This window comes from Streptococcus mitis (genome assembly GCF_047462815.1).
In the GTDB taxonomy this organism is placed as follows: domain Bacteria; phylum Bacillota; class Bacilli; order Lactobacillales; family Streptococcaceae; genus Streptococcus; species Streptococcus mitis_DO.
Genome location: NZ_JASHFB010000013.1, coordinates 36,384 through 59,825, shown reverse-complemented (window position 1 = coordinate 59,825; position 23,442 = coordinate 36,384). Strand labels below are relative to the sequence as shown.

At 39.2% G+C, this 23,442-nt stretch carries 23 protein-coding genes and 1 pseudogene; 18 read left to right on the top strand and 6 right to left on the bottom strand.

Annotated features, from left to right (window positions below):
- Nucleotides 1-795: 795 nt before the first annotated feature.
- The 6 genes and pseudogenes from QM865_RS07910 (at nucleotide 796) to QM865_RS07885 (ending at nucleotide 5,660) form a co-directional block, all read left to right on the top strand.
- Complete coding sequence (locus tag QM865_RS07910; protein ID WP_414306401.1) at nucleotides 796-1,413, top strand: SAP domain-containing protein; 618 nt, start codon at nucleotides 796-798, stop codon at nucleotides 1,411-1,413.
- A pseudogene (locus QM865_RS07905) lies at nucleotides 1,406-1,585 on the top strand (ADP-ribosylglycohydrolase family protein); the annotation flags it as partial. The gene QM865_RS07910 and the pseudogene QM865_RS07905, both read left to right, overlap by 8 nt.
- Nucleotides 1,586-1,707: 122 nt before the next feature.
- The gene (locus tag QM865_RS07900; RefSeq protein WP_414306400.1) at nucleotides 1,708-2,592 is read left to right on the top strand and encodes a diacylglycerol/lipid kinase family protein; all 885 of its coding nucleotides are present in this window, start codon (nucleotides 1,708-1,710) and stop codon (nucleotides 2,590-2,592) included.
- A 162-nt stretch (nucleotides 2,593-2,754) separates the two neighbouring features.
- Nucleotides 2,755-4,497, top strand: a complete 1,743-nt coding sequence (locus QM865_RS07895) for a glycoside hydrolase family 13 protein (RefSeq protein ID WP_261097497.1) — start codon at nucleotides 2,755-2,757, stop codon at nucleotides 4,495-4,497.
- Nucleotides 4,498-4,616: 119 nt separating this feature from the next.
- Nucleotides 4,617-4,928: a hypothetical protein gene (locus tag QM865_RS07890; RefSeq protein WP_000420556.1), complete on the top strand. Its 312-nt coding sequence runs from the start codon at nucleotides 4,617-4,619 to the stop codon at nucleotides 4,926-4,928.
- A gap of 3 nt (nucleotides 4,929-4,931) precedes the next feature.
- Nucleotides 4,932-5,660, top strand: coding sequence for an acyl-CoA thioester hydrolase/BAAT C-terminal domain-containing protein (locus tag QM865_RS07885; RefSeq protein WP_414306399.1), 729 nt, complete (start codon nucleotides 4,932-4,934; stop codon nucleotides 5,658-5,660).
- 104 nt (nucleotides 5,661-5,764) lie between these two features.
- Here the strand turns inward: QM865_RS07885 and QM865_RS07880 are convergent, their stop codons facing one another.
- Nucleotides 5,765-6,139 carry a transposase gene (locus tag QM865_RS07880; RefSeq protein ID WP_101784907.1) on the bottom strand — a complete coding sequence of 125 codons (375 nt, stop codon included), beginning with the start codon at nucleotides 6,137-6,139 and terminating at the stop codon, nucleotides 5,765-5,767.
- A 280-nt stretch (nucleotides 6,140-6,419) separates the two neighbouring features.
- Between QM865_RS07880 and ylqF the strand changes: the two genes are divergently transcribed.
- The 9 genes from ylqF (at nucleotide 6,420) to QM865_RS07835 (ending at nucleotide 16,403) form a co-directional block, all read left to right on the top strand.
- Nucleotides 6,420-7,271, top strand: coding sequence for a ribosome biogenesis GTPase YlqF (gene ylqF, locus QM865_RS07875; RefSeq protein WP_414306398.1), 852 nt, complete (start codon nucleotides 6,420-6,422; stop codon nucleotides 7,269-7,271).
- Nucleotides 7,258-8,037 (top strand): ribonuclease HII, encoded by a 780-nt coding sequence (locus QM865_RS07870; protein WP_414306397.1) that lies wholly within the window; start codon nucleotides 7,258-7,260, stop codon nucleotides 8,035-8,037. Before ylqF ends, QM865_RS07870 begins: the two co-directional genes overlap by 14 nt.
- Nucleotides 8,038-8,053: 16 nt before the next feature.
- The gene (locus QM865_RS07865; protein WP_414306396.1) at nucleotides 8,054-9,604 is read left to right on the top strand and encodes a chloride channel protein; all 1,551 of its coding nucleotides are present in this window, start codon (nucleotides 8,054-8,056) and stop codon (nucleotides 9,602-9,604) included.
- Nucleotides 9,605-9,903: 299 nt separating this feature from the next.
- A complete protein-coding gene (gene pgdA, locus QM865_RS07860; RefSeq protein WP_414306395.1) occupies nucleotides 9,904-11,295 on the top strand; it encodes a peptidoglycan-N-acetylglucosamine deacetylase PgdA in 1,392 nt (463 codons plus the stop codon).
- 76 nt (nucleotides 11,296-11,371) lie between these two features.
- Nucleotides 11,372-12,214 (top strand): aldo/keto reductase, encoded by an 843-nt coding sequence (locus tag QM865_RS07855; RefSeq protein WP_414306394.1) that lies wholly within the window; start codon nucleotides 11,372-11,374, stop codon nucleotides 12,212-12,214.
- Nucleotides 12,215-12,482: 268 nt separating this feature from the next.
- Nucleotides 12,483-12,854 (top strand): GFA family protein, encoded by a 372-nt coding sequence (locus tag QM865_RS07850; RefSeq protein WP_000912012.1) that lies wholly within the window; start codon nucleotides 12,483-12,485, stop codon nucleotides 12,852-12,854.
- A 35-nt stretch (nucleotides 12,855-12,889) separates the two neighbouring features.
- Nucleotides 12,890-13,807 carry a glycine--tRNA ligase subunit alpha gene (gene glyQ / locus QM865_RS07845; RefSeq protein ID WP_000038733.1) on the top strand — a complete coding sequence of 306 codons (918 nt, stop codon included), beginning with the start codon at nucleotides 12,890-12,892 and terminating at the stop codon, nucleotides 13,805-13,807.
- Between the two features lie 259 nt (nucleotides 13,808-14,066).
- Entirely contained in the window at nucleotides 14,067-16,103 is a 2,037-nt protein-coding gene (gene glyS / locus QM865_RS07840; RefSeq protein WP_414306393.1) for a glycine--tRNA ligase subunit beta, read from the top strand.
- Nucleotides 16,104-16,145: 42 nt separating this feature from the next.
- The gene (locus QM865_RS07835; RefSeq protein WP_000371299.1) at nucleotides 16,146-16,403 is read left to right on the top strand and encodes a DUF896 family protein; all 258 of its coding nucleotides are present in this window, start codon (nucleotides 16,146-16,148) and stop codon (nucleotides 16,401-16,403) included.
- A gap of 406 nt (nucleotides 16,404-16,809) precedes the next feature.
- Here the strand turns inward: QM865_RS07835 and QM865_RS07830 are convergent, their stop codons facing one another.
- From QM865_RS07830 to QM865_RS07810, 5 genes are all read right to left on the bottom strand, one after another.
- Nucleotides 16,810-17,040: a transposase gene (locus QM865_RS07830; protein ID WP_414306392.1), complete on the bottom strand. Its 231-nt coding sequence runs from the start codon at nucleotides 17,038-17,040 to the stop codon at nucleotides 16,810-16,812.
- The gene (locus QM865_RS07825; RefSeq protein WP_414306391.1) at nucleotides 17,003-17,764 is read right to left on the bottom strand and encodes an IS110 family transposase; all 762 of its coding nucleotides are present in this window, start codon (nucleotides 17,762-17,764) and stop codon (nucleotides 17,003-17,005) included. Before QM865_RS07825 ends, QM865_RS07830 begins: the two co-directional genes overlap by 38 nt.
- 248 nt (nucleotides 17,765-18,012) lie before the next feature.
- A complete protein-coding gene (locus tag QM865_RS07820; RefSeq protein ID WP_261106204.1) occupies nucleotides 18,013-18,828 on the bottom strand; it encodes a TIGR03943 family putative permease subunit in 816 nt (271 codons plus the stop codon).
- Nucleotides 18,825-19,730: a permease gene (locus tag QM865_RS07815; protein ID WP_414306390.1), complete on the bottom strand. Its 906-nt coding sequence runs from the start codon at nucleotides 19,728-19,730 to the stop codon at nucleotides 18,825-18,827. Before QM865_RS07815 ends, QM865_RS07820 begins: the two co-directional genes overlap by 4 nt.
- On the bottom strand, nucleotides 19,731-19,862 hold the full coding sequence (locus QM865_RS07810; RefSeq protein WP_414306389.1) for an SPJ_0845 family protein: 132 nt from the start codon (nucleotides 19,860-19,862) through the stop codon (nucleotides 19,731-19,733).
- Nucleotides 19,863-20,017: 155 nt separating this feature from the next.
- On the opposite strand from QM865_RS07810, the gene QM865_RS07805 reads away from it, so the two are divergent.
- The 3 genes from QM865_RS07805 (at nucleotide 20,018) to QM865_RS07795 (ending at nucleotide 23,386) form a co-directional block, all read left to right on the top strand.
- The gene (locus QM865_RS07805; protein ID WP_414306388.1) at nucleotides 20,018-20,398 is read left to right on the top strand and encodes a PBECR2 nuclease fold domain-containing protein; all 381 of its coding nucleotides are present in this window, start codon (nucleotides 20,018-20,020) and stop codon (nucleotides 20,396-20,398) included.
- A 422-nt stretch (nucleotides 20,399-20,820) separates the two neighbouring features.
- Nucleotides 20,821-22,950, top strand: a complete 2,130-nt coding sequence (locus tag QM865_RS07800; RefSeq protein ID WP_414306387.1) for a Tex family protein — start codon at nucleotides 20,821-20,823, stop codon at nucleotides 22,948-22,950.
- Nucleotides 22,937-23,386, top strand: a complete 450-nt coding sequence (locus QM865_RS07795) for a SprT family protein (protein WP_020902859.1) — start codon at nucleotides 22,937-22,939, stop codon at nucleotides 23,384-23,386. The genes QM865_RS07800 and QM865_RS07795 overlap by 14 nt, the downstream gene beginning before the upstream one ends.
- The last annotated feature ends 56 nt before the right edge of the window (nucleotides 23,387-23,442 follow it).

Here is a 23,442-nt window from a genome sequence, read left to right as displayed (position 1 = left end):
GTTGTTTGATTTGTGTTATAGTGAATATGCATGGGATAGCCTTTCTAAATGGTTTATTAAGCAATTCTATTTTACCAAGACTATCGCAACCGTGCAAAAAAGCAACGGCAAATCCGTTGCTTTTTTTTGGGACATAAGAGACTATTGTCCCAGGCTCGATTTTTTTGTAGTTAAATAATTAAGGTAGGGAAAAAAGAAATACTCAAATTAGATTTGATAAATATTATAACTAAGATAGATAAAGATGATATAAATTAACGTTTTGTTTGACAGGTAAGTTCTTTTTTTATTAAAATAATTGTAAGTAAAAAAGAACTAAGTATTTTTGGTAAATTTCAAAAATAAAACCTTGATTTGACGCCGGTTCTTTTCTGTCCTTTTCGCTGGCGAGGGAGTAAGCCCCTTTTATTGAGGGCTTATCTCTTTTTAAATGAAAATAATACAAGTGGGAGACTTCTAAAAGTAATCTACTTTTTTTAAAATATTTTCATTCTAAAGTTTAATTTTGAACAACAACTCAGTCACTTTCATTCTACAATATAGAAGTTTGCTATCACGACATGTTGAGGCAGTATCACTGCTTGTACGAGCTGAGTTATCAGTGAAGTAGAAGCAGATGTTCGGCCCATGGGATAGGACTCGTAGAATGAGGAGTGAAAACGACGAAATGATACGGTAAGTCCGAACCGCTGAGTGTGTGAGCTTGTTAGTGAAACGGAGCTAATGCTCAAAATAAAGAAACTAAAACTCCATTATTTTAAGATGAAAACCTAATTTTTTTGTGGAGCTAAAATATTGATAGAGAACAGACCAGAATTTGATAAAATCACTTCATTTGATGAGTTTAATGAATATTATTGGTATCGTGATGAACTTTCACAAATATGCAAGTCATTAGAACTTGAATATATAGGTACGAAACAAGAACTCAATCATATTATCGAGCAGTACTTTAAGGGGAATTTGATTAAAAAATCATCAACAAAAAGAAATAAGAAACGAGTGGAAGCTATCACCTTAGATACGTCCTTACTTGAATGTGGATTCTCCTTTAACACTTACTTTAGAGAATATTTCTCAACTTTAACAGATGTTTCACCTTTTAAATTTACTGCTGATATGGCTACAGCTTGGAGAAAAGTAAAAAGAGAAAATGATTCGACTTTTAGAATCCAAGACATGCTAAAAGTTTATTATGGAAATTCAGATTATGCTAAGTATGATCATTCGGTTTGTCAATGGAATCAATTTTTAAAGGATTTCTGTGCAGATGAAAATAGTGACAACTACTCGAATAAACTAAAAGTTGCATCTATTCTTTGGAAAGAAGTTAGAAATTCAAGTAATGCAAAAATTTATTCAAAGAATCTTTTGACAGAATATGCTGATAAAATAAAAGAATATGGCGAGTAGAAACGCCATCTCACTTGGTGGCGACAGTGATACTCTCGCAGCAATCACTGGTAGCATAGCAGAAGCAGCTTATGGTATTCCTGATTGGATTAAGGAAAAGGCCTATTCTTACTTGGATGAACCCTTAAAGGGTATACTCAGGCGATGGGATAATAAGGTTGATATAAAATAAAAGAGTTTTAATCTCCGGTACTTCATATTTCTCTTTTCTGTACTTTCATTGTATAATGGGAATACGTTTAGTTGCATAGGATGAAATGTAACTATTTCTAATGGATTTCGAGGAGAAAATCAATGAAAAAAGCAATGGTAATTATCAACCCTACCTCTGGTGGGGAGAAGGCTTTGGATTATAAAGAAAAACTGGAGAATAAAGCAAAAGAATACTTTGAATATGTTGAAACCAAAATTACCGAAAAAGCGCTAGATGCAACACATTTTGCTGAAGAGGCTTCACGTGAGCAGTACGATGCAGTGGTTGTTTTTGGTGGAGATGGGACTGTCAATGAAGTCATTTCGGGTATTGCTGAGAGAAACTACATTCCTAAGTTGGGTATTATCCCTGGGGGTACGGGTAACCTCATTACAAAACTTTTAGAAATCAACAAAGATATCGATGGCGCTATTGAGGAACTCGATTTTGATCTAACTAATAAGATTGATATTGGTAAAGCAAATGATAACTATTTTGGTTATATCTTTAGTATCGGTTCTCTTCCTGAGGCGATTCACAACGTTGAAATTGAAGATAAGACAAAATTTGGTATTCTTGCCTATGCTGTAAATACCATGAAGTCTGTTATGACGGATCAAGTCTTCAACATTAAGGTGGAGACGGAAAATGGAAATTATGTTGGTGAAGCTAGCCATGTTTTGGTTCTCTTGACAAATTACTTTGCTGACAAAAAAATCTTTGAAGAAAATAAAGATGGCTATGCCAATATTTTGATTTTAAAAGATGCGTCTCTATTCTCCAAATTATCCGTCATTCCTGATTTATTGAAAGGCGATGTTGTCGCAAATGATAATATCGAGTATATCAAAGCGCGCAATATTAAAATCACCTCTGATAGTGAATTGGAGTCAGACGTTGACGGTGATAAATCTGATAACCTACCTGTAGAAATCAAGGTACTGGACCAACATATTGAAGTCTTTTCAAAACCGAAAGAGGAATAGTATATAGATAAAGCCTTTTTGAGGCTTTTTTGTATACTTAAAAAGATAGTTCTTTTAAAAATGGACCATTCTTGCAAATAGTCTACAAAAATAGTATACTGGATTTATTGTCTTTGAAAACGTTTGCGTAAAATTTGAATTAGAACTTAAGGAGACAAATTGATGGAATTAAGCGCTATTTACCATAGGCCTGAGTCGGAGTTTACCTATCTTTATAAGGATAAGAAGCTTCATATTCGGATTCGAACTAAGAAAGGGGACATTGAAAGCATCAACTTGCACTATGGGGACCCTTTTATCTTTATGGAGGAGTTTTATCAAGATACAAAGGAAATGGCCAAGCTGACTTCCGACGCCATCTTTGATTATTGGCAGGTTGAAGTGTCCGTTGACTTTGCACGTATCCAGTATCTCTTTGAAGTCACGGATACAGAAGGCCAGAGCATTTTGTACGGCGATAAAGGTTGTGTGGACAATTCTCTAGAAAATCTTCATGCCATTGGAAATGGCTTTAAGTTGCCTTATCTTCATGAGATTGATGCCTGTCAGGTTCCCGACTGGGTTTCAGACACGGTATGGTATCAGATATTTCCTGAGAGGTTTGCCAATGGAAATGCTCGATTAAACCCAGAAGGGACATTAGACTGGGATTCATCTATCACACCTAAGAGTAATGATTTCTTTGGTGGTGATTTACAGGGGATTATTGACCATCTGGATTATTTGCAAGACTTGGGCATTACTGGACTTTATCTCTGTCCCATCTTTGAATCTACGAGCAATCATAAGTACAATACGACAGATTACTTTGAAATTGACCGTCATTTTGGGGACAAGGAGACCTTTCGGGAACTGGTCGAGCAAGCTCATCAGCGTGGCATGAAAGTCATGCTGGATGCTGTATTTAACCATATTGGTTCGCAATCACCTCAATGGCAAGATGTTGTCGAAAATGGTGAGCAATCTGCTTATAAAGATTGGTTCCATATTCAACAATTTCCAGTGATGACTGAAAAACTAGCCAACAAGAGAGAGTTGCCTTATCATGCTTTTGGTTTCGAGGACTATATGCCTAAGCTAAATACAGCCAATCCAGAGGTCAAGGACTATCTTTTGAAGGTTGCGACTTATTGGATTGAAGAGTTTGATATCGATGCTTGGCGGTTGGATGTGGCTAATGAGATTGACCATCAGTTTTGGAGGGATTTTCGTAAGGCAGTTTTAGCTAAAAAACCTGATCTTTATATTTTAGGAGAAGTCTGGCATAGGTCTCAGCCTTGGCTAAATGGAGATGAGTTCCATGCTGTCATGAACTATCCGTTATCTGATAGCATCAAGGAGTATTTTTTACGAGGTATTAAGAAGACGGAACAGTTTATCGATGAAATCAATGGCCAATCTATGCATTACAAGCAGCAGATTTCAGAGGTTATGTTTAATCTTTTGGATTCTCATGATACAGAACGTATTTTGTGGACGGCCAATGAGGATGTGCAACTGGTTAAATCAGCCTTAGCCTTTCTCTTTTTACAAAAGGGAACACCATGTATCTACTACGGAACCGAGCTAGCCTTGACCGGAGGACCAGACCCAGATTGTCGACGTTGTATGCCTTGGGAACGTGTATCAAGTGACGATGATATGCTGAATTTCATGAAGCAGCTGATTAATATTAGAAAACAAGCGTCATCAACCATTCAGTATGGCAAGTATAGCCTTCAAGAAATCAAACCTGATCTAGTAGCTCTGGAATGGAAATACCAAGGCCGGCTCCTTAAAGCGATCTTTAACCAATCAAAAGAAGAGTATCTTTTAGAGAAGGAAACCGTAGCACTAGCAAGCAATTGCCAAGAATCGGAGAATCAGCTTGTCATCTCTCCAAAAGGATTTGTGATTTTTCATTAAAGAGCAATTATGAGTGACAGGAAAATTGTAGTATAGAGAGCATTTTACAAACAGACTATTTGTTGTCTTGCTACAATTGGTATATAATTTAACTTAAAGAAAATAGGAGGATTTATCGAATGGAATTAAAAGATTTTACAGAAAAAGAACAGGAAATGATTAAGAAGGGGCTGACTACGTCTAAGATTAGTGACAAGGAAACTGCTGAGAAGATTCTTGCGCTCGTCCCACAAGACTTGATTAAGCGAATCCCGTTTTTTGTCAGAAAACATGCTACAACACGTACTATTAAACGCATTTCAATTGAACACCCTGAACTCTACGCTGCAGCTCAAACAAGTGGTGAAATCCCAGAAAAAGAACGCGAAGAATTGCGTCAGATTATCACAACTATCTTTGAACAAAAGATGAATAAACATAGTATTAAGTAGAAAATGAAAATATATTTTATAGGCGGTCTAGGAAGCAATGTCTATCATAGTAAGGATTTTCTTCAAGAACTAGATTCGCAGGTCTGTTTTCTAAATCCGTATGAAAAGCATCTTCGAGATGAAACAGAATTGAAAGCATGGTTTAAAAAGGAAATAGTAGAGGGAGAATCTATCTGTCTGATAGGCCATTCTCTTGGAGGGGATTTGGCTCGTTATCTCGCATCAGAATTTCATGAAGTGAAAAAACTGATTCTTTTGGATGGAGGCTATCTAGATTTAGATAAGATTTTACCTTTAGATACAGAGTTAGAGGAAGTTAAAAACTATATCGAATCTCAAGTCGTTTCAGACTTAGCTCTTCTTATTTCTAAAGAGAAATCTGAAGCAAAGTATTGGTCAGAAAATATGGAGGAAGCTGTAAGACAGTCCTATCACTGGAATGCGGAGTATAATAGATATGAGTTGGCTATAAATTATGAAAATATAGAAGCGATCCTCCGCCTACGGAGGAAAATACAAGCTTTTAAGAGAGAAGTGGGAGCTACCTTGTTTATTAGTCCTCGCTATCCTAATGAAGCTACATGGAGAGAGGAAGCCCTAAAAGAATTGCCAGACTATTTTGATACTATTCTTCTAGAAAACTTTGGCCATGAGCTTTATACTGAAACACCTAAAGAAATCGCTAGTCTAATTAATGAGTGGTTCTCTTATTCTTACTGGGCTATTGAATGAATTATCATAATTAATATATAGTTGATTAGAATAAGATATGAACAAATTGATTAGGAATATCAAATTAATTCGGTTCTTTGTCAACTGTAGTGGGTTGAAGTCAGCTAAGATCGAGAAAGGACAAAATTTGTCCTTTCTTTTTTGATATTGAGAGCGATAAAAATCCGTTTTTTGAAGTTTTCAAAGTTCCGAAATCCAAAGGCATTGCGTTTGATGAGTTTAATGAGATTATTGGTTGCTTCTAATTTGGCGTTAGAATAGTGTAGTTGAAGGGCGTTGACAATCTTTTCTTTATCCTTGAGAAAGGTTTTTTGAAAATCATATTTCTTCATTTGACTTCCGCACTCAGGGCAAGATGGAGCATCGTAGTCCAGTTTAGCGATGATTTCCTTGTGGGTATCCTTATTGATGATGTCTAGAATCTGGATATTAGGGTCTTTGATATCGAGTGGTTTTGTGATAAGAAGTAATGATTCCATATGATTTTTTCTATGGAATTTTTTCTACAACAAAATAGGCTCCATAATATCTATAGGGGATTTACCCACTACAAATATTATAGAGTCACTTTTTCTATTCAGGGAGCTTGAAGGGCTATCATCGGACAAAATAGAGAAGGCATGATATAATATAAAGTAGATTTCTATGTAATTAAATAAGAATTGTTTGAACACCATTCATTTGAAAACTCTCTATGTTCAAGCGATAGTAAAATAAAATAGGGTCTTTAAACCCTTGCTATGAAAGGAAAAAAACTCAATGGCTACTATTCAATGGTTTCCTGGTCACATGTCTAAAGCACGTCGACAGGTGCAGGAAAATTTAAAATTTGTTGATTTTGTGACGATTTTGGTGGATGCACGCTTACCTCTATCTAGTCAAAATCCTATGTTGACCAAAATTGTTGGTGACAAACCAAAACTCTTGATTTTAAACAAGGCGGACTTGGCCGATCCAGCAATGACCAAGGAATGGCGTCAGTATTTTGAATCACAGGGAATCCAGACGCTGGCTATCAACTCCAAAGAACAAGTAACTGTAAAAGTTGTAACAGATGCGGCCAAAAAGCTCATGGCGGATAAGATTACTCGCCAGAGAGAACGTGGGATTAAAATTGAAACCTTGCGTACTATGATTATCGGGATTCCAAACGCTGGTAAATCAACTCTCATGAACCGTTTGGCTGGCAAGAAAATTGCTGTTGTCGGAAACAAACCAGGGGTTACCAAGGGACAACAATGGCTCAAAACAAATAAAGACCTGGAAATCTTGGATACACCGGGGATTCTTTGGCCTAAGTTTGAGGATGAAACTGTAGCATTGAAACTGGCCTTGACAGGGGCTATCAAAGACCAGTTGCTTCCTATGGATGAGGTAACTATTTTTGGCCTCAATTATTTCAAAGAACATTATCCAGAAAAGTTGGCTGACCGCTTCAAACAAATGAAAATTGAGGAAGAAGCGCCAGTTATTATTATGGATATGACCCGCGCCCTCGGCTTCCGTGATGACTATGACCGTTTCTACAGTCTCTTCGTGAAGGAAGTCCGCGACGGCAAACTCGGTAACTATACCTTAGATATATTGGAAGACCTCGATGGCGACGATTAAAGAAATCAAAGAACTACTTGCAACGGTCAAGGAGTTAGAAAGCCCTATTTTTTTAGAGCTTGAAAAGGATAATCGCTCTGGAGTTCAAAAGGAAATCAGCAAGCGTAAAAAAGCTATTCAGGCAGAATTGGATGAGGAACTTCGTTTGGAATCCATGCTTTCCTACGAAAAGGAACTTTATAAGCAAGGATTGACCTTAATTGCTGGTGTTGATGAGGTCGGCCGAGGTCCTCTGGCTGGGCCAGTAGTCGCTGCAGCCGTTATCTTGCCTAAAAATTGTAAGATTAGAGGCCTCAACGACAGCAAGAAAATTCCTAAAAAGAAACATCTAGAAATTTATCAAGCCGTTCAAGATCAAGCATTATCAATCGGCATTGGTATCATGGATAATAGAGTCATCGACCAAGTCAATATCTATGAAGCAACCAAACTGGCTATGAAGGAAGCAATCTCCCAGCTCAGTCCTCAACCTGAGTACCTTTTGATAGATGCCATGAAACTGGATTTACCAATTTCACAAACATCTATCATCAAAGGAGATGCCAACTCCCTCTCTATCGCAGCAGCATCTATAGTAGCCAAGGTGACACGTGATGAATTGATGAAGGACTACGATCAGCAGTTCCCTGGCTATGATTTTACTGCTAATGCAGGATATGGAACAGCTAAACACCTGGAAGGCCTCACAAAACTAGGAGTTACCCCAATTCACCGAACCAGCTTTGAACCCGTTAAATCACTGGTTTTAGGAGAAAAAGAAAGTTAAGTTAGAAGGAATGATTATGGAGGAACAGTCAGAAACACTCAGTTCCAAGAAAGAATTTGCCTTTGCCTCGAGTACCATATTATCCCAAGTTGGACGAGGAATCATCGTCGGTCTCGTTGTTGGAATTATCGTTGGATCCTTTCGTTTCTTAATTGAAAAAGGCTTCCACCTGATACAAGGACTTTATCAAGATCAAGCGCACCTAGTGCGCAATCTTTTTATCATTGGTCTATTTTATTTAATAGTTTGTTGGCTCAGTGCGAAATTAACTCGGTCAGAAAAAGACATCAAAGGTTCAGGAATTCCTCAAGTCGAAGCTGAACTGAAAGGGCTCATGACCCTCAACTGGTGGGGCGTACTTTGGAAAAAATATATTCTAGGAATTTTGGCTATTGCTAGTGGCCTTATGCTAGGGCGTGAAGGACCAAGCATTCAACTCGGAGCGGTTGGTGGTAAAGGAATTGCCAAATGGCTCAAATCCAGTCCAGTAGAGGAACGTTCCTTGATTGCTAGTGGAGCTGCCGCTGGTCTAGCTGCAGCCTTTAATGCTCCCATTGCAGGACTTCTCTTTGTTGTAGAAGAAGTCTATCACCATTTTTCACGCTTTTTCTGGGTCTCAACTCTCGCAGCCAGTCTCGTAGCAAACTTTGTTTCTCTGCTTATATTTGGCCTAACACCCGTACTGGATATGCCAGACAACATCCCACTCATGACCCTAGACCAGTATTGGATTTACCTCCTTATGGGAGTTTTTCTTGGACTTTCTGGTTTTCTCTATGAGAAAGCTGTGCTCAATGTTGGTCGAGTTTATGACTGGATAGGTCAAAAAATCCGTTTGAATAGAGCTTATTATCCAATTCTGGCTTTCATTCTCATCATACCAGTCGGGATCTTCTTACCCCAAATCCTTGGTGGTGGAAATCAGCTGGTTCTTTCCTTAACTGAGCAAGATTTTAGTTTCCAAGTTCTATTAGTTTACTTTTTGATTCGCTTTGTTTGGAGCATGATTAGCTATGGAAGTGGCCTTCCAGGAGGAATTTTCCTACCAATTTTGGCGCTTGGCTCCTTACTTGGTGCTATAGTTGGTGTTATTTGTGTCAATCTTGGACTTGTCAGTCAAGAGCAATTCCCTATATTTGTCATTCTAGGAATGAGTGGCTATTTTGGAGCAATATCTAAGGCACCCTTAACCGCTATGATTCTGGTAACCGAAATGGTAGGAGATATTCGCAATCTTATGCCACTTGGATTAGTAACCCTAGTTGCCTACATCGTCATGGATCTACTCAAGGGTGCGCCAGTCTATGAGGCTATGTTGGAAAAAATGCTGCCAGAAGAAGCGACAGATGAAGGAGAAGTCACACTTATTGAAATTCCTGTATCAGACAAAATCGCTGGAAAACAGGTTCATGAACTCAATCTGCCACACAATGTCCTCATCACAACACAAGTCCATAATGGCAAGAGCCAAACAGTTAACGGCTCAACCAGAATGTATCTCGGTGATATGATTCACCTAGTTATTCCAAGAAGTGAAATTGGGAAAGTCAAGGATTTGTTGCTGTAGTTCTTCTACATAATTTTTATTATGTAAAAAACGGCTTGATTTATTTAGAAAACCGATTCTCAGCAATGGAATCGAGTCTGGGATAAAAGTCTAACCTTAAATATAAAAAGCGAACAAAACAAGTTGTCTGACACTCATGATTCTGTTTTGTTCGCTTTTTTGTCTAATCTATCGATTTTAAAAACTTATAATAAAGAATTCCTGAAATCAAAATCTTTTTGTCCCAGACTCCTCTTTTTTAATATACTATTTCCTCCCAAATCATTGAAATTATAGCTTGAATTTGATATGATGGTCTTATGGATAAAAGTAGAGCAAAGCGTGAAAATCACGATAAGATAAGAATGAGTCTAATAGCCCTAGTAGCTATCTTTTCAGTAAGTATTTGTGTCCTTGGTTCAATGATTGGATACAAAGTATATACAAAACAAAGTTTTGAACAAAGGATTGAATCTCTCAAAAAAGAGAAAGATGATCAATTGAGTGAGGGAAATCAGAAGGATCATTTTCGTAAGGGACAAGCAGAAGTAATTGCCTATTATCCTCTCCAAGGGGAGCAAGTGATTTCATCTGTAAAAGAAATCATGACACAGGATATTAAGGAAAATCTGGAAGACAAGGAAAATCTGGTTTTTTATTATACGGAGAAACAAGATTCGACTTTAAAAGGGATTGTCAACCGAAGTGTGATGAAACAAGTCTATGATTTAACTTCGTCAAAAGTTGAAGAGACTGAAAAAACTAGTCTAGCGAAAGTGCATTTGACAGAAGATGGTAAACCTTTTACCCTTGATCAACTATTTTCAGATGCTAGTAAAGCCAAAGAAAAGCTGACAAAAGAACTGACTTCTTTTTTACAGGATAAGAAATTGGAGCAAGAAAAGATTGATCAAGTTGTTAAAGCCTTCTCTGACCAAGACTTGTCTGCATGGAACTTTGATTATAAGGATAGTCAGATTATCCTTTATCCAAGTCAGACAGTTGAAAATCTAGACGAGATTGCCTTGCCAGTATCTAGTTTCTTTGAAGTTATTCAGTCCTCTTATTTATTAGATAAGGATGCAGAGCTATATAAGGCCTATTATGAAAAGAAAAATCGTAAAGTAGTGGCCTTGACTTTTGATGATGGACCAAATCCTGCAACGACAAATCAAGCATTAGATACTCTTTCTAAGTATGGTATCAAGGCAACTTTCTTTGTTTTAGGTAAGAATGTTTCTGGTAATGAAGAGATTTTGAAACGCATGAAATCGGATGGCCATGTTATTGGAAACCATAGTTGGAGTCATCCAGTGCTTTCAAAACTTTCCCTTGATGAAGCTAAAAAACAAATTACTGATACTGAGGATGCGCTAACTAAAGTGTTGGGTTCTAGCTCTAAACTTATGCGTCCCCCTTATGGAGCCATTACAGACGACATTCGCAATAGCCTCGATTTGAGCTTTATTATGTGGGATGTGGATAGTTTGGACTGGAAAAGTAAAAATGAAGCATCTATTTTGACAGAAATTCAGCGTGAAGTTAAGAATGGTTCTATTATTCTCATGCATGATATCCATGCTGAGACAGTAAATGCTCTGCCGAAGGTTATTGACTATTTGAAAGGTCAGGGGTATGACTTTGTGACAATTCCAGATTTGTTAGATACTCGTCTTAAACCTCACCAGCTCTATTACGACCGTGACCAATAATACACAAAATCTAAAGAGATAAGTTTTCTTTGAGAATTTGTTTCTTTGGATTTTCTTCTCATAGAAAGGAAAAATAATGAAATCTTATACTTTAAACAATGGTGTTACAATTCCAGTACTGGGATTTGGAACCTGGAAAGCTGAAAATGGAGAGATTGCCTATCAAGCTGTACTAGAGGCTTTAAAGGCAGGCTATCGCCATATCGATACGGCAGCTATTTATAAAAATGAAGAAAGCGTTGGTCGTGCCATTCAAGATAGTGGCATTCCGAGAGAGGAGATTTTTGTAACCAGTAAACTCTGGAATACAAATCACAACTATAAGCAAACTCGTCAGGCTTTTGAAGAGTCTTTAGAGAAACTGGGCTTGGAATATTTGGATTTGTATTTGATTCATTGGCCAAATCCAAAACCACTCAGAGAAAATAACCACTGGAAAATCCGAAATTCAGAAGTTTGGAGAGCGATGGAGGATCTTTACCTAGAAGGCAAAATCCGTGCTATCGGTGTTAGTAATTTTCTTCCCCATCATTTGGATGCCTTGCTTGAAACAGCAAAAATTCTTCCAGCGGTCAATCAAGTTCGCTTGGCACCAGGTGTGTATCAAGAGGAAGTCGTAGCTTACTGTCGAGAAAAAGGTATTTTATTGGAAGCTTGGGGACCTTTTGGTCAGGGAGAACTGTTTGATAGCAAGCAAGTGCAAGAAATCGCAGCAAATCATGGAAAGTCTGTTGCTCAGATAGCCTTGGCATGGAGCTTAGCAGAAGGATTTTTACCGCTTCCGAAATCTGTCACAGCGTCTCGTATTCAGGCTAATCTTGATTGCTTTGGAATCGAATTGAGTCATGAGGAGCGTGAAACCTTAAAAGCGATTGCTGTTCAGTCGGGTGCTCCACGAGTTGATGATATGGATTTCTAGAAAATCATAAAAAGAATTGTACATTGTTCCAATTTTTGATATAATAGTCAGCAGGAAAGAAAGTCTTATGGCGTTCTTCAAGCGAGCTTGGGATAGTGGGAGCCAAGTAGGGCAAAATAAAGAACTGGCGCTTTCTGTAGTATTTTCAAAAACAATGAAGTAATAAATTAGGGTGGAACCGCGTTTCTGACGCCCCTAGTCGCAAGGCTTGGGTGTTGAAATTCGGTTCTTTTTGATTTCGTCTAATGCCTAAGTAGAAAGGAGCATAATGCTTAAAGGATCTTGTTTATGTAAAGCAGTGACCTACACTCTAGATGAGGAATTATCGGAATTAGTTTTTTGTCATTGCTCATTTTGTCGGAAAGCAACTGCGTCTGCCTATACAGTTAATGCCAAAGTTAGCAGTGAAAAGTTAGTATTGCATGGAAAAGAAAAGCTTGTTTCTTATAGTTCTTCTCCAGGAAAACAGCGTTATTACTGCCAGAACTGTCATAGTCAAATTTTCACTGTTCAAGAAAATATACCAGAAGTCTGTGCTTTAAAATTAGGTACAATAGATGAATGCGATCAGAATTTACAAACTGTTCCTAAACGTCATATTTTTCAGGACCCAGCCTTTTCTTGGTTGCTTGATAAATAAATCTAAGAAGATAATGTAAATTAAAGGAGTAAACAATGTCTAAAAAATTGACTTTCCAGGAAATCATCCTTACTTTGCAACAATTTTGGAATGACCAAGGTTGTATGCTTATGCAGGCTTATGATAATGAAAAAGGTGCGGGAACGATGAGTCCTTACACTTTCCTTCGTGCTATCGGACCTGAGCCATGGAATGCGGCTTATGTAGAGCCATCACGTCGTCCTGCTGACGGTCGTTACGGGGAAAACCCTAACCGTCTTTACCAACACCACCAATTCCAGGTGGTCATGAAGCCATCTCCATCAAACATCCAAGAACTTTACCTTGAGTCTTTGGAAAAATTGGGAATCAATCCTTTGGAACACGATATTCGTTTTGTTGAGGACAACTGGGAAAACCCATCAACTGGTTCAGCTGGTCTTGGTTGGGAAGTTTGGCTTGATGGGATGGAAATCACTCAGTTCACTTATTTCCAACAAGTTGGTGGATTGGCAACTGGCCCTGTGACTGCGGAAGTTACCTATGGTTTGGAGCGTTTGGCTTCTTACATCCAAGAAGTAGATTCTGTCTATGATATTGAGTGGGCCGATGGTGTAAAATACGGAGAAATCTTTATCCAGCCTGAGTATGAGCACTCAAAATATTCATTTGAAATTTCAGATCAAGAAATGTTGCTGGAAAACTTTGATAAGTTTGAAAAAGAAGCTGGTCGTGCCTTGGAAGAAGGATTGGTGCACCCTGCCTATGACTATGTTCTCAAATGTTCACACACCTTTAACCTGCTTGATGCGCGTGGTGCTGTATCTGTAACAGAGCGCGCAGGCTATATTGCACGTATCCGTAACTTGGCCCGTGTTGTAGCCAAAACCTTTGTCGCAGAGCGCAAACGTCTAGGCTACCCACTTTTAGATGAAGCAACACGAGCTAAACTCTTAGCAGAAGACGCAGAATAGTGAGTAATACTGTGCTCTAAAATCGTTAAAGGCAAGTCAAAGACTTGCTAGAGGAATATGCACCGCCGTACTGTTATGTGGGGATTTTTGAAACCTTGGGTTCAAAAATCAGTCAGCTAAATCCACTTTGATGAGACTGTTGGAAATCTTAATCAATTTAGTATTAGATTTCCATACAGACTCACAAAGTTAGTTAGCGACGTCCCCAGTACCTAAGGTGCATATCAAAAAAGATTGAAGAAAATGTAAAGGAAAAAACATGACAAAAAACTTATTAGTAGAACTCGGTCTTGAAGAATTACCGGCCTATGTTGTCACACCAAGTGAAAAACAACTGGGCGAAAAAATGGCAGCCTTCCTCAAGGAAAACCGCCTGTCTTTTGAAGCCATTCAAACCTTCTCAACACCACGTCGTTTGGCTGTTCGTGTGACTGGTCTTGCAGACAAACAGTCTGATTTGACAGAAGATTTTAAGGGTCCAGCAAAGAAAATTGCCTTGGATAGTGATGGAAACTTCACCAAAGCAGCTCAAGGATTTGTTCGTGGAAAAGGATTGACTGTTGAAGATATCGAATTCCGTGAAATCAAGGGTGAAGAATATGTCTATGTCACTAAGGAAGAAATTGGTCAAGCAGTTGAAGCCATTGTTCCAGGTGTTGTGGATGTCTTGAAGTCACTGACTTTCCCTGTCAGCATGCACTGGGCTAACAACACCTTTGAATACATCCGCCCTGTTCACACTTTGACTGTTCTTTTAGATGAAGAAGAGTTTGACTTGGATTTCCTTGATATTAAGGGTGATCGTGTGAGCCGTGGTCATCGTTTCTTGGGACAAGAAACTAAGATTCAGTCAGCATTGAGCTATGAAGAAGATCTTCGTAAGCAGTTTGTAATCGCAGATCCACGTGAACGTGAGCAAATGATTGTTGACCAAATTAAGGCAATCGAAGCTGAGCACGGTGTACATATCGAAATTGATGCGGACTTGCTTAATGAAGTCTTGAACTTGGTTGAATACCCAACTGCCTTTATGGGAAGTTTTGATGCCAAATACCTTGAAGTTCCAGAAGAAGTTTTGGTGACTTCGATGAAGGAACACCAACGTTACTTTGTTGTCCGTGATCAAGATGGAAAACTCTTGCCAAACTTCATTTCTGTTCGTAACGGAAACGCAGAGCATTTGGAAAATGTCATCAAAGGAAATGAAAAAGTCTTGGTAGCCCGCTTGGAAGACGGTGAATTCTTCTGGCGTGAAGATCAAAAATTAGTGATTTCAGATCTTGTTGAAAAATTAAACAATGTAACCTTCCATGAGAAGATTGGTTCCCTTCGTGAACACATGATTCGTACGGGTCAGATTGCTATTCTCTTGGCAGAAAAGGCTGATTTGTCAGCGGATGAAACAATTGACCTAGCCAGAGCAGCAGCCATTTACAAGTTTGACTTGTTGACAGGTATGGTTGGTGAGTTTGACGAACTCCAAGGAATTATGGGTGAAAAATATGCCCTTCTTGCTGGGGAAACTCCAGCGGTGGCAGCTGCTATTCGTGAACACTACATGCCTACATCAGCTGAAGGAGAACTTCCAGAGAGCAAGGTCGGCGCAGTGCTGGCTATTGCAGATAAATTGGATACGATTTTGAGTTTCTTCTCAGTAGGCTTGATTCCATCAGGTTCTAATGACCCTTATGCTCTTCGTCGTGCAACTCAAGGTGTGGTTCGTATCTTGGATGCTTTTGGTTGGCACATTGCTATGGATGAGCTGATTGATAGCCTTTATGCTTTGAAATTTGACAGCTTGACTTATGAAAATAAGACGGAGGTTATGGACTTTATCAAGGCTCGTGTTGATAAGATGATGGGTTCTACTCCAAAAGATATCAAGGAAGCAGTACTTGCAAGTTCGAACTTTGTTGTGGCGGATATGTTGGAAGCAGCAAGTGCTCTCGTAGAAGCAAGCAAGGAAGAAGACTTCAAACCATCTGTTGAATCACTTTCTCGTGCCTTTAACTTGGCTGAGAAGGCAGAAGGAGTTGCTACAGTTGATTCAGCTCTCTTTGAGAATGAAGAAGAGAAAACCTTGGCAGAAGCAGTAGAATCACTCGTTTTGTCAGGGACTGCCAGTCAGCAATTGAAACAACTCTTTGCGCTTAGCCCAGTCATTGATGCATTCTTTGAGAATACCATGGTTATGGCTGAAAATGAAGCAGTCCGTCAAAATCGTTTGGCAATCTTGTCGCAATTAACTCAAAAAGCAGCTAAACTTGCACGTTTTAACCAAATCAATACCAAATAAAATCTGTTAAACGGATTAAATCTTATCATAAAGGAGAGAAACATGGATCCTAAAAAAATTGATCGTATTAACGAGCTTGCCAAAAAGAAAAAAACAGAAGGCTTGACCCCAGAAGAAAAAGTAGAACAAGCCAAACTACGTGAGGAGTACATCGAAGGTTATCGTCGCACTGTTCGTCACCACATCGAAGGGATCAAAATTGTGGACGAAGAAGGAAACGATGTTACACCAGAGAAACTACGTCAAGTCCAACGTGAAAAAGGGTTACATGGCCGTAGTCTTGATGACCCAAATTCATAATAAATATTCTTTCTTTTAACAAAGATAGATGAAATAATACCAAAAGACTATCATACATAAATGAGCCGCACCTCAAAAGTTAGAGCTAGAAAATCTAACTTTTGAGGTGTTTTTATTTGAAAAAAGACAGTAAAAAAGCGCAAAAAATCACTTCCTGTGCTATACTGTAATTGAAATTTTTTTAGTTTTGGCGTTAGAACTGTTTCCTCAGTCCTAGCGCCTTTTCTTTTTGATAAGTCTGCTTGGTGGAGAGTAGTTTGTAAATGATTCTGAGAATCTTATGAGCACAAGCAATGACGGCTTTCATCTTGCTTCCTCTTTGGGAAATTCGATTGTAAAAAGAAGAAAAAGCTGGATCCTTGGAATGTGCTGCAATTAATCCCGACATGGTCAAAACCTGTTTTATTTAGCGATTTCCTTGCGTGATGTGTGAGGATTTTTTAATGCCAGCACTTTCATAAGATCCTGGGCATAGTCCAGCCCAGGATGCTAAGTGTGCATCGGATGGAAAGGCTGTAACAGTTAGTCCAATCTCAGCTAGAATAGTGGCAGCACAGTTTTCATTCACACCAGGAATGGTTTGAAGTATCCTATTTTCCTCAGGGAAACTCCTTTTCGATGTAGTGTTGAATCTCATCGGTCAATTTTTCAATGAGTTCCTGATACATCTGATATTCCTCTAAGCTCTGGTCTAAGAGGAAGCGATCTTCTAGTGACAACTTTCCTTCCATCGCTTCAACAAGTTCTTCTGGACTTGCTTTCACTCGCTTTTGGATACAAGGGATAACAGATTCTACATTGATGCTTTCTCCGTTAATAAATAATTTTAAAAGTGATCGCCCTGTCTTAGAAAAAATATCAGAAAGATAACTTGTTAGCTTGATATTAGCCCGTTGTAAGAGATTATGAATTTCATTTTTGACTTGAGTTTGACGCTGCTTGTAAGAACGCATGCGACGTGTCAGTAAACGAAGCTGTACTACTTCAGGAGCAGGGATATAGGAAGGTTCAATTAGTCCGCAACGGCCGAGTTGAGCAATCCATTCGGCATCTTTCATGTCTGTTTTTCGACCAGGCACATTCTTGATATGTTGAGGATTGGCAAGTACCGAGACGAGATTAGAATCTGAAAAGATATTAAAGAGAGGGAGCCAATATTGCCCAGTACTTTCAAAAAAGACATGTGTGACATGGTTTTCCACCATCCAATCTAAGGCATTGTGAAGAGCTACAGTAGTTGTCCCAAATTTCTTCTGAATTTTCTTTGGTTTATTGCTATCTAGTAGACCATCTAGAATACAACAAACGATAGACTTTTGGTGGACATCGATTCCACAACACGTTTCAATCATGACTTCCATTATAAAAACCTCCTGTTAACTATTTGAACAATAGAACAAGAGGCTACTAGTAAGATATTTTCATGCTCAAGGCATATTAGAGTTATTTCACGACTCTTGTTCATGCAGTTTAACATACAGGCTAGGAAAAGCCCTATTAAAGATCACGGATTGGTATTGTTCATTTTCATTATGAGATAAACTTCTTTTTCTGTCATGAGTTATCAGGCTCTGCCTGCTTAGAGTTTTTTATGAACTTGGTTTGCTTTTTAAAACACGCGATACACATAGGGATTCTCTGGTTTATCGACTTTGGTAAAGCTATCGATTTCCAAGGTTGGGAGATTTTGTTTGAGTTCTTTATGGTAGTGATTGACCAGTTTTCCTTTGGCTGAAATCCAAGTGTTGTTTTCATATTGACGGGTACTTCCCTTGGTCAGCAACCCATAGACACCAGAATCTGCGATACAGTGAATAATACCGAAGCGGAATAGAAATTGGCTATTGGCATGACTGGGATCATTGTAGACAAAGCCTGTGAACTGGACTGTCTTACCCTCAAACTCATCTGGATAGTCGTAGATAGCTTCCATGACTTCCATATAGTTTTCGTTCGTGATCTGAATACTATCTTGGGACAAGTATTTATCCGCCGCAGTTCGCATTTCCTTTTCATAGGCTGATTTTGAAAAATAAGAACTGGTATCTGGTTTCAAATATTGGCTTGTCGTGCCTTCACTTGTCTGAATGGCTTGATCCGTGCCTTCTGATAAGGGGAAATGGTAGCCTTTTGCTGAAACAGTCTGGGAATCCAAGCTAACAGTTGGAAAAGTTAAACCGACGACAATAGGAATAGCCAGAAGAGCAACACTAGTAACCTTCGCTAATCGGCTGTTCAGATGACTGTGGGTTTTGACTTGCTTCATCCAGATATACAATTGAACAATAGCCAAGATAAAGGAAAGCACCATGGAAATATAGGCCAGATAGGAATAGTGCATGTTGATGTACTGGTTTAATTTTCCCGACAGATGGAGATAAATGGTCAATTCAAAATAGCCAGCTAAAACTAAAAATCTAATCATAGGATGACTCCAATCAAGAGAGAATAAACTAAGACGGCGAGAGTCACAATCGTAATGAAGTGACTGATAAATCGTGCTTTCAAGTAATTTTTCATCATGAGAATATTTTTGATATCCAGCATTGGGCCAATGACGAGAAAGGCCAGAACTGGTGCCAAGCCGAAACTTGAGAGAAGAGAAGCCCCGATAAAGGCATCCGCCTCACTACAGAGCGAAAGAAGAAAGGCCAAAAGCATCAAGAGCAGGATGGCAAAAAGAGGGGTCGCACTAATAGAGGTCAGAATCCGAGTTGGAACATAGACCTGTATCATAGAGGCAAAGAGACAGCCAAATACCAAATAGCGTCCCGTATCAAAAAACTCATCAATGGCCTGCACAAAGACCTGAAAAACTTTTTTTGTAGGACTCAAATCAGAAAAATCGTGCTCATGACAGGCCAAACGATTTTCTTTTTGAATCGGTTCTTGCCAGAAAAATCCTAGAAAAATCCCAAGTATCACAGCCACAACAATGGAACCCAGAGCTCGTAACAGGGCGACGTGGAATGAGTTGCCAAAGGCAGAATAGGTCGCAAAGAGAACAATGGGATTGATAACAGGTGCAGTCACAAGAAAGGGAACGGCCGTGTAACTAGGAACTTTCTTTTCCAGGAAACGATTGATAATGGGGACGATTCCACATTCACAAGAAGGGAAAAGCATCCCGACAAAGGTCCCAAAAAAGATTCTCCCCCAACGATTTCGAGGGAGAAAATGATAAACCTTGTCAGGTGTGATATAGACCTCAATCAGCCCTGAGACAACACTTCCTATCAGAACGAAGGGGAGGGCTTCAATGATAATGGAGAGAAAAATGGCTCCAGTCTGAAGCACACTAGAAGGGAGTTGTTGGAAAGCAGTCATCTAGTTTTTCTTTTCTGCTTTGGCTTTTTTCTCTTTGTCATCAGGGAAAGTGACTTGTTTCAAATCAGGGAGTTTCGCAAACTCCTTAAACATCTTGTCCAAGTCGTCTCGTTTTGTAAATTTTACAGCCATAGGTGTACCTCGATTCTAAATTCTACCTCTATTATACTATTATTTTGAGGAAAAGGGAAAAGTTAAAATTGAGGATCTAACGAATAATAGAGCTTGATATATCCTAATATACACTATGATTGTGATATAATAGTTGTGGAATAACGGAGGGAATGATGGATCATGAAACAATCGGTCAGGTTACCGATGAAGTAAAAGAAATTTTTGATATTGTTTTTGAAGCCAGTGATATCAAGGTTAACAAAGACGGTTTAAGAAGCCATATGATAAAACGTCATCACAATGATGTGATTCATCATATCGAAGATCTGGAACTCATACTAAGGAACCCAGATTTCGTCGGGGTCAATCCACGAGAGAAAGATGCTAGTTTTGAATATGTTAAAAGATTTGATGATAATGTTCTTGTTGCCATCAAGTTACATAAAAGTGGAGATTTCTTTTATGTTCCGACCATGTATCGCTTACAAGATTTTAAGTTACAAAGTCGTATTAAGTCTGGTAGATTGAGAAAGCTTGACAAAAAAAGTAGATAGTGCTAGAATAACATTAACGAAAGACATTTGAGGGCAGAAAGGTTCCTGTCGCACCTTGAAAAAGGTATCTGAGATGCTGGGTACACCGACCAGCCAAATGTCTGTTATTTCAAAGGAGGGGCTTAAATGCTCCTTTTTTGTTTAAAAATTTCAAAAAAGATTATCCCCACCGCAGGCTCAGGCTTGCGATTTTTTATTTGCTCTGAAAATTGATTCGTTAACTTCAACAAAGAGTTTTATAAAGCGTTTTGTAAAAAATAAAAACAGTGAAATTACTCATAGATTCTTTTGTAAACTATTAGAATTAAATTGCAACCTTCTCAATGAATAGAATATTGAAATGAAGTAAATTTATTTCCCAACTTATGTTTTAAAATTGTAAGAGCTAATTTGAAACGTTTAGCTTGTGGTATAATAGATTCATGGATAAAAAATATGAAAAAATCTCCCAAGATTTGGGTGTGACCTTAAAACAAATTGATACTGTCTTGTCTTTAACAGCTGAAGGGGCAACTATTCCCTTTATCGCGCGTTATCGTAAGGACATGACTGGTAGTCTGGATGAGGTGGCGATTAAGGCCATTATTGACTTGGATAAAAGTCTGACAAATCTCAACGACCGTAAGGAAGCTGTCTTAGCTAAAATTCAAGAACAAGGCAAGTTGACCAAGGAGTTGGAAGAAGCTATCTTAGCTGCCGAAAAATTAGCAGACGTTGAAGAACTCTATCTTCCTTACAAGGAAAAACGTCGTACCAAGGCAACCATTGCTCGTGAGGCTGGACTCTCTCCTCTTGCTCGCTTGATTTTGCAGAATGTAGCCGACTTAGAGAAAGAGGCTGAAAAGTTTGTCTGTGAAGGATTTGCGACTGGTAAGGAAACCTTGGCTGGTGCAGTTGATATCTTGGTCGAAGCCTTATCGGAAGATGTCAATTTACGCGCTCTAACTTATCAGGAGGTGCTGAGACACTCCAAACTCACTTCTCAAGTCAAGGATGAAAGTCTTGATGAAAAGCAGGTTTTTCAGATTTATTATGATTTTTCTGAGACAGTTGGGAACATGCAGGGTTATCGTACCTTGGCTCTCAATCGTGGGGAAAAGCTAGGTGTCTTGAAGGTCGGTTTTGAACATGCGACGGACCGTATTCTAGCTTTCTTTGCTGCTCGTTTCAAGGTGAAAAATACCTATATTGATGAAGTCGTTCAACAGTCAGTTAAGAAAAAAGTTTTGCCTGCTATCGAGCGCCGTATTCGGACAGAATTAACTGAAAAGGCAGAAGAAGGTGCTATTCAACTCTTTTCTGACAACCTGCGCAATCTTCTCTTGGTTGCTCCGCTGAAAGGGCGCGTGGTTCTTGGATTTGACCCTGCCTTTCGTACAGGTGCCAAGCTAGCTGTCGTGGATGCAACAGGGAAAATGCTGACAACTCACGTTATTTATCCTGTCAAACCAGCCTCTGCTCGTCAAATCGAAGAAGCCAAGAAAGATTTGGCAGACTTGATTGGTCAATACAGTGTAGAAATTATTGCCATCGGAAACGGGACTGCTAGTCGTGAAAGTGAAGCCTTTGTGGCGGAAGTTCTTAAAGATTTTCCTGAAGTCAGCTATGTTATCGTCAATGAAAGTGGTGCTTCGGTCTATTCTGCCAGCGAACTTGCCCGTCAGGAGTTTCCAGACTTGACTGTTGAAAAACGCTCAGCCATCTCTATCGCCCGTCGTTTGCAAGATCCTCTTGCAGAGTTGGTTAAAATCGATCCTAAGTCAATCGGTGTCGGTCAATACCAACACGATGTCAGTCAGAAGAAACTATCTGAGAGTCTGGACTTTGTTGTCGATACAGTGGTAAACCAAGTCGGTGTCAATGTCAATACAGCCAGTCCTGCTCTTCTTTCACACGTAGCTGGACTCAATAAAACTATTTCTGAAAATATCGTCAAATACCGTGAGGAAGAAGGAAAAATCACTTCACGTGCCCAAATCAAGAAAGTTCCTCGTCTGGGAGCCAAAGCATTTGAACAGGCTGCTGGTTTCCTTCGTATTCCTGAAAGTAGCAATATCCTCGATAATACTGGAGTTCACCCAGAGAACTATACTGCGGTTAAGGAACTCTTTAAACGCTTGGATATCAAGGACTTGAATGAAGAGGCCCAAGGCAAACTCAAGTCGCTTTCAGTCAAAGATATGGCGCAAGAGCTAGACCTTGGTCCCGAAACTCTTAAAGATATCATTGCAGACCTTCTCAAACCAGGTCGAGATTTCCGTGATTCCTTTGATGCTCCAGTTCTCCGCCAAGATGTCCTAGATATCAAAGACCTAGTGATTGGTCAGAGGCTAGAGGGTGTGGTGCGTAATGTAGTTGACTTTGGTGCCTTCGTTGACATTGGAATTCACGAAGACGGCTTGATTCACATTTCGCATATGAGTCGCAAGTTTATCAAACACCCTAGTCAAGTTGTGTCAGTCGGAGATTTGGTGACCGTTTGGGTCAAGAAAATCGATACTGAACGTGAAAAAGTCAATCTGTCGCTCCTCGCTCCAAATGAAACTGACTGATTACGTCAAGCAGGTTTCACTAGAAGACTTCGGCAAACCTTTTATCCATCATGTTCAGTGGAATAGGCGTCTACGTTCGACAGGTGGGCGATTTTTCCCCAAAGATGGGCATTTGGATTTTAATCCCAAGGTTTATCAGGAACTCGGTCTGGATGTTTTTAGGAAAATTGTCCGCCATGAACTCTGTCATTATCACCTCTATTTTCAAGGGAAGGGCTATCAACACAAGGATCGGGATTTTAAGGAACTGTTGAAAGCAGTGGATGGATTACGCTTTGTGCCCTCCTTGACAAATAGCCACTCTAAACCACCCAAACTCTATCGTTGTCAATCCTGCCAGCAAAGGTATCATCGAAAGCGAAAGATTGATACCAAACGCTATCGCTGTGGACTTTGTAGAGGTAAATTGCTACTTATAAATCAGCCTGAGGACTGATGAAAGCCGAGCCTACCCGTGATATACTATGTCTAACCTAGCAGAAAGAGGAAAAA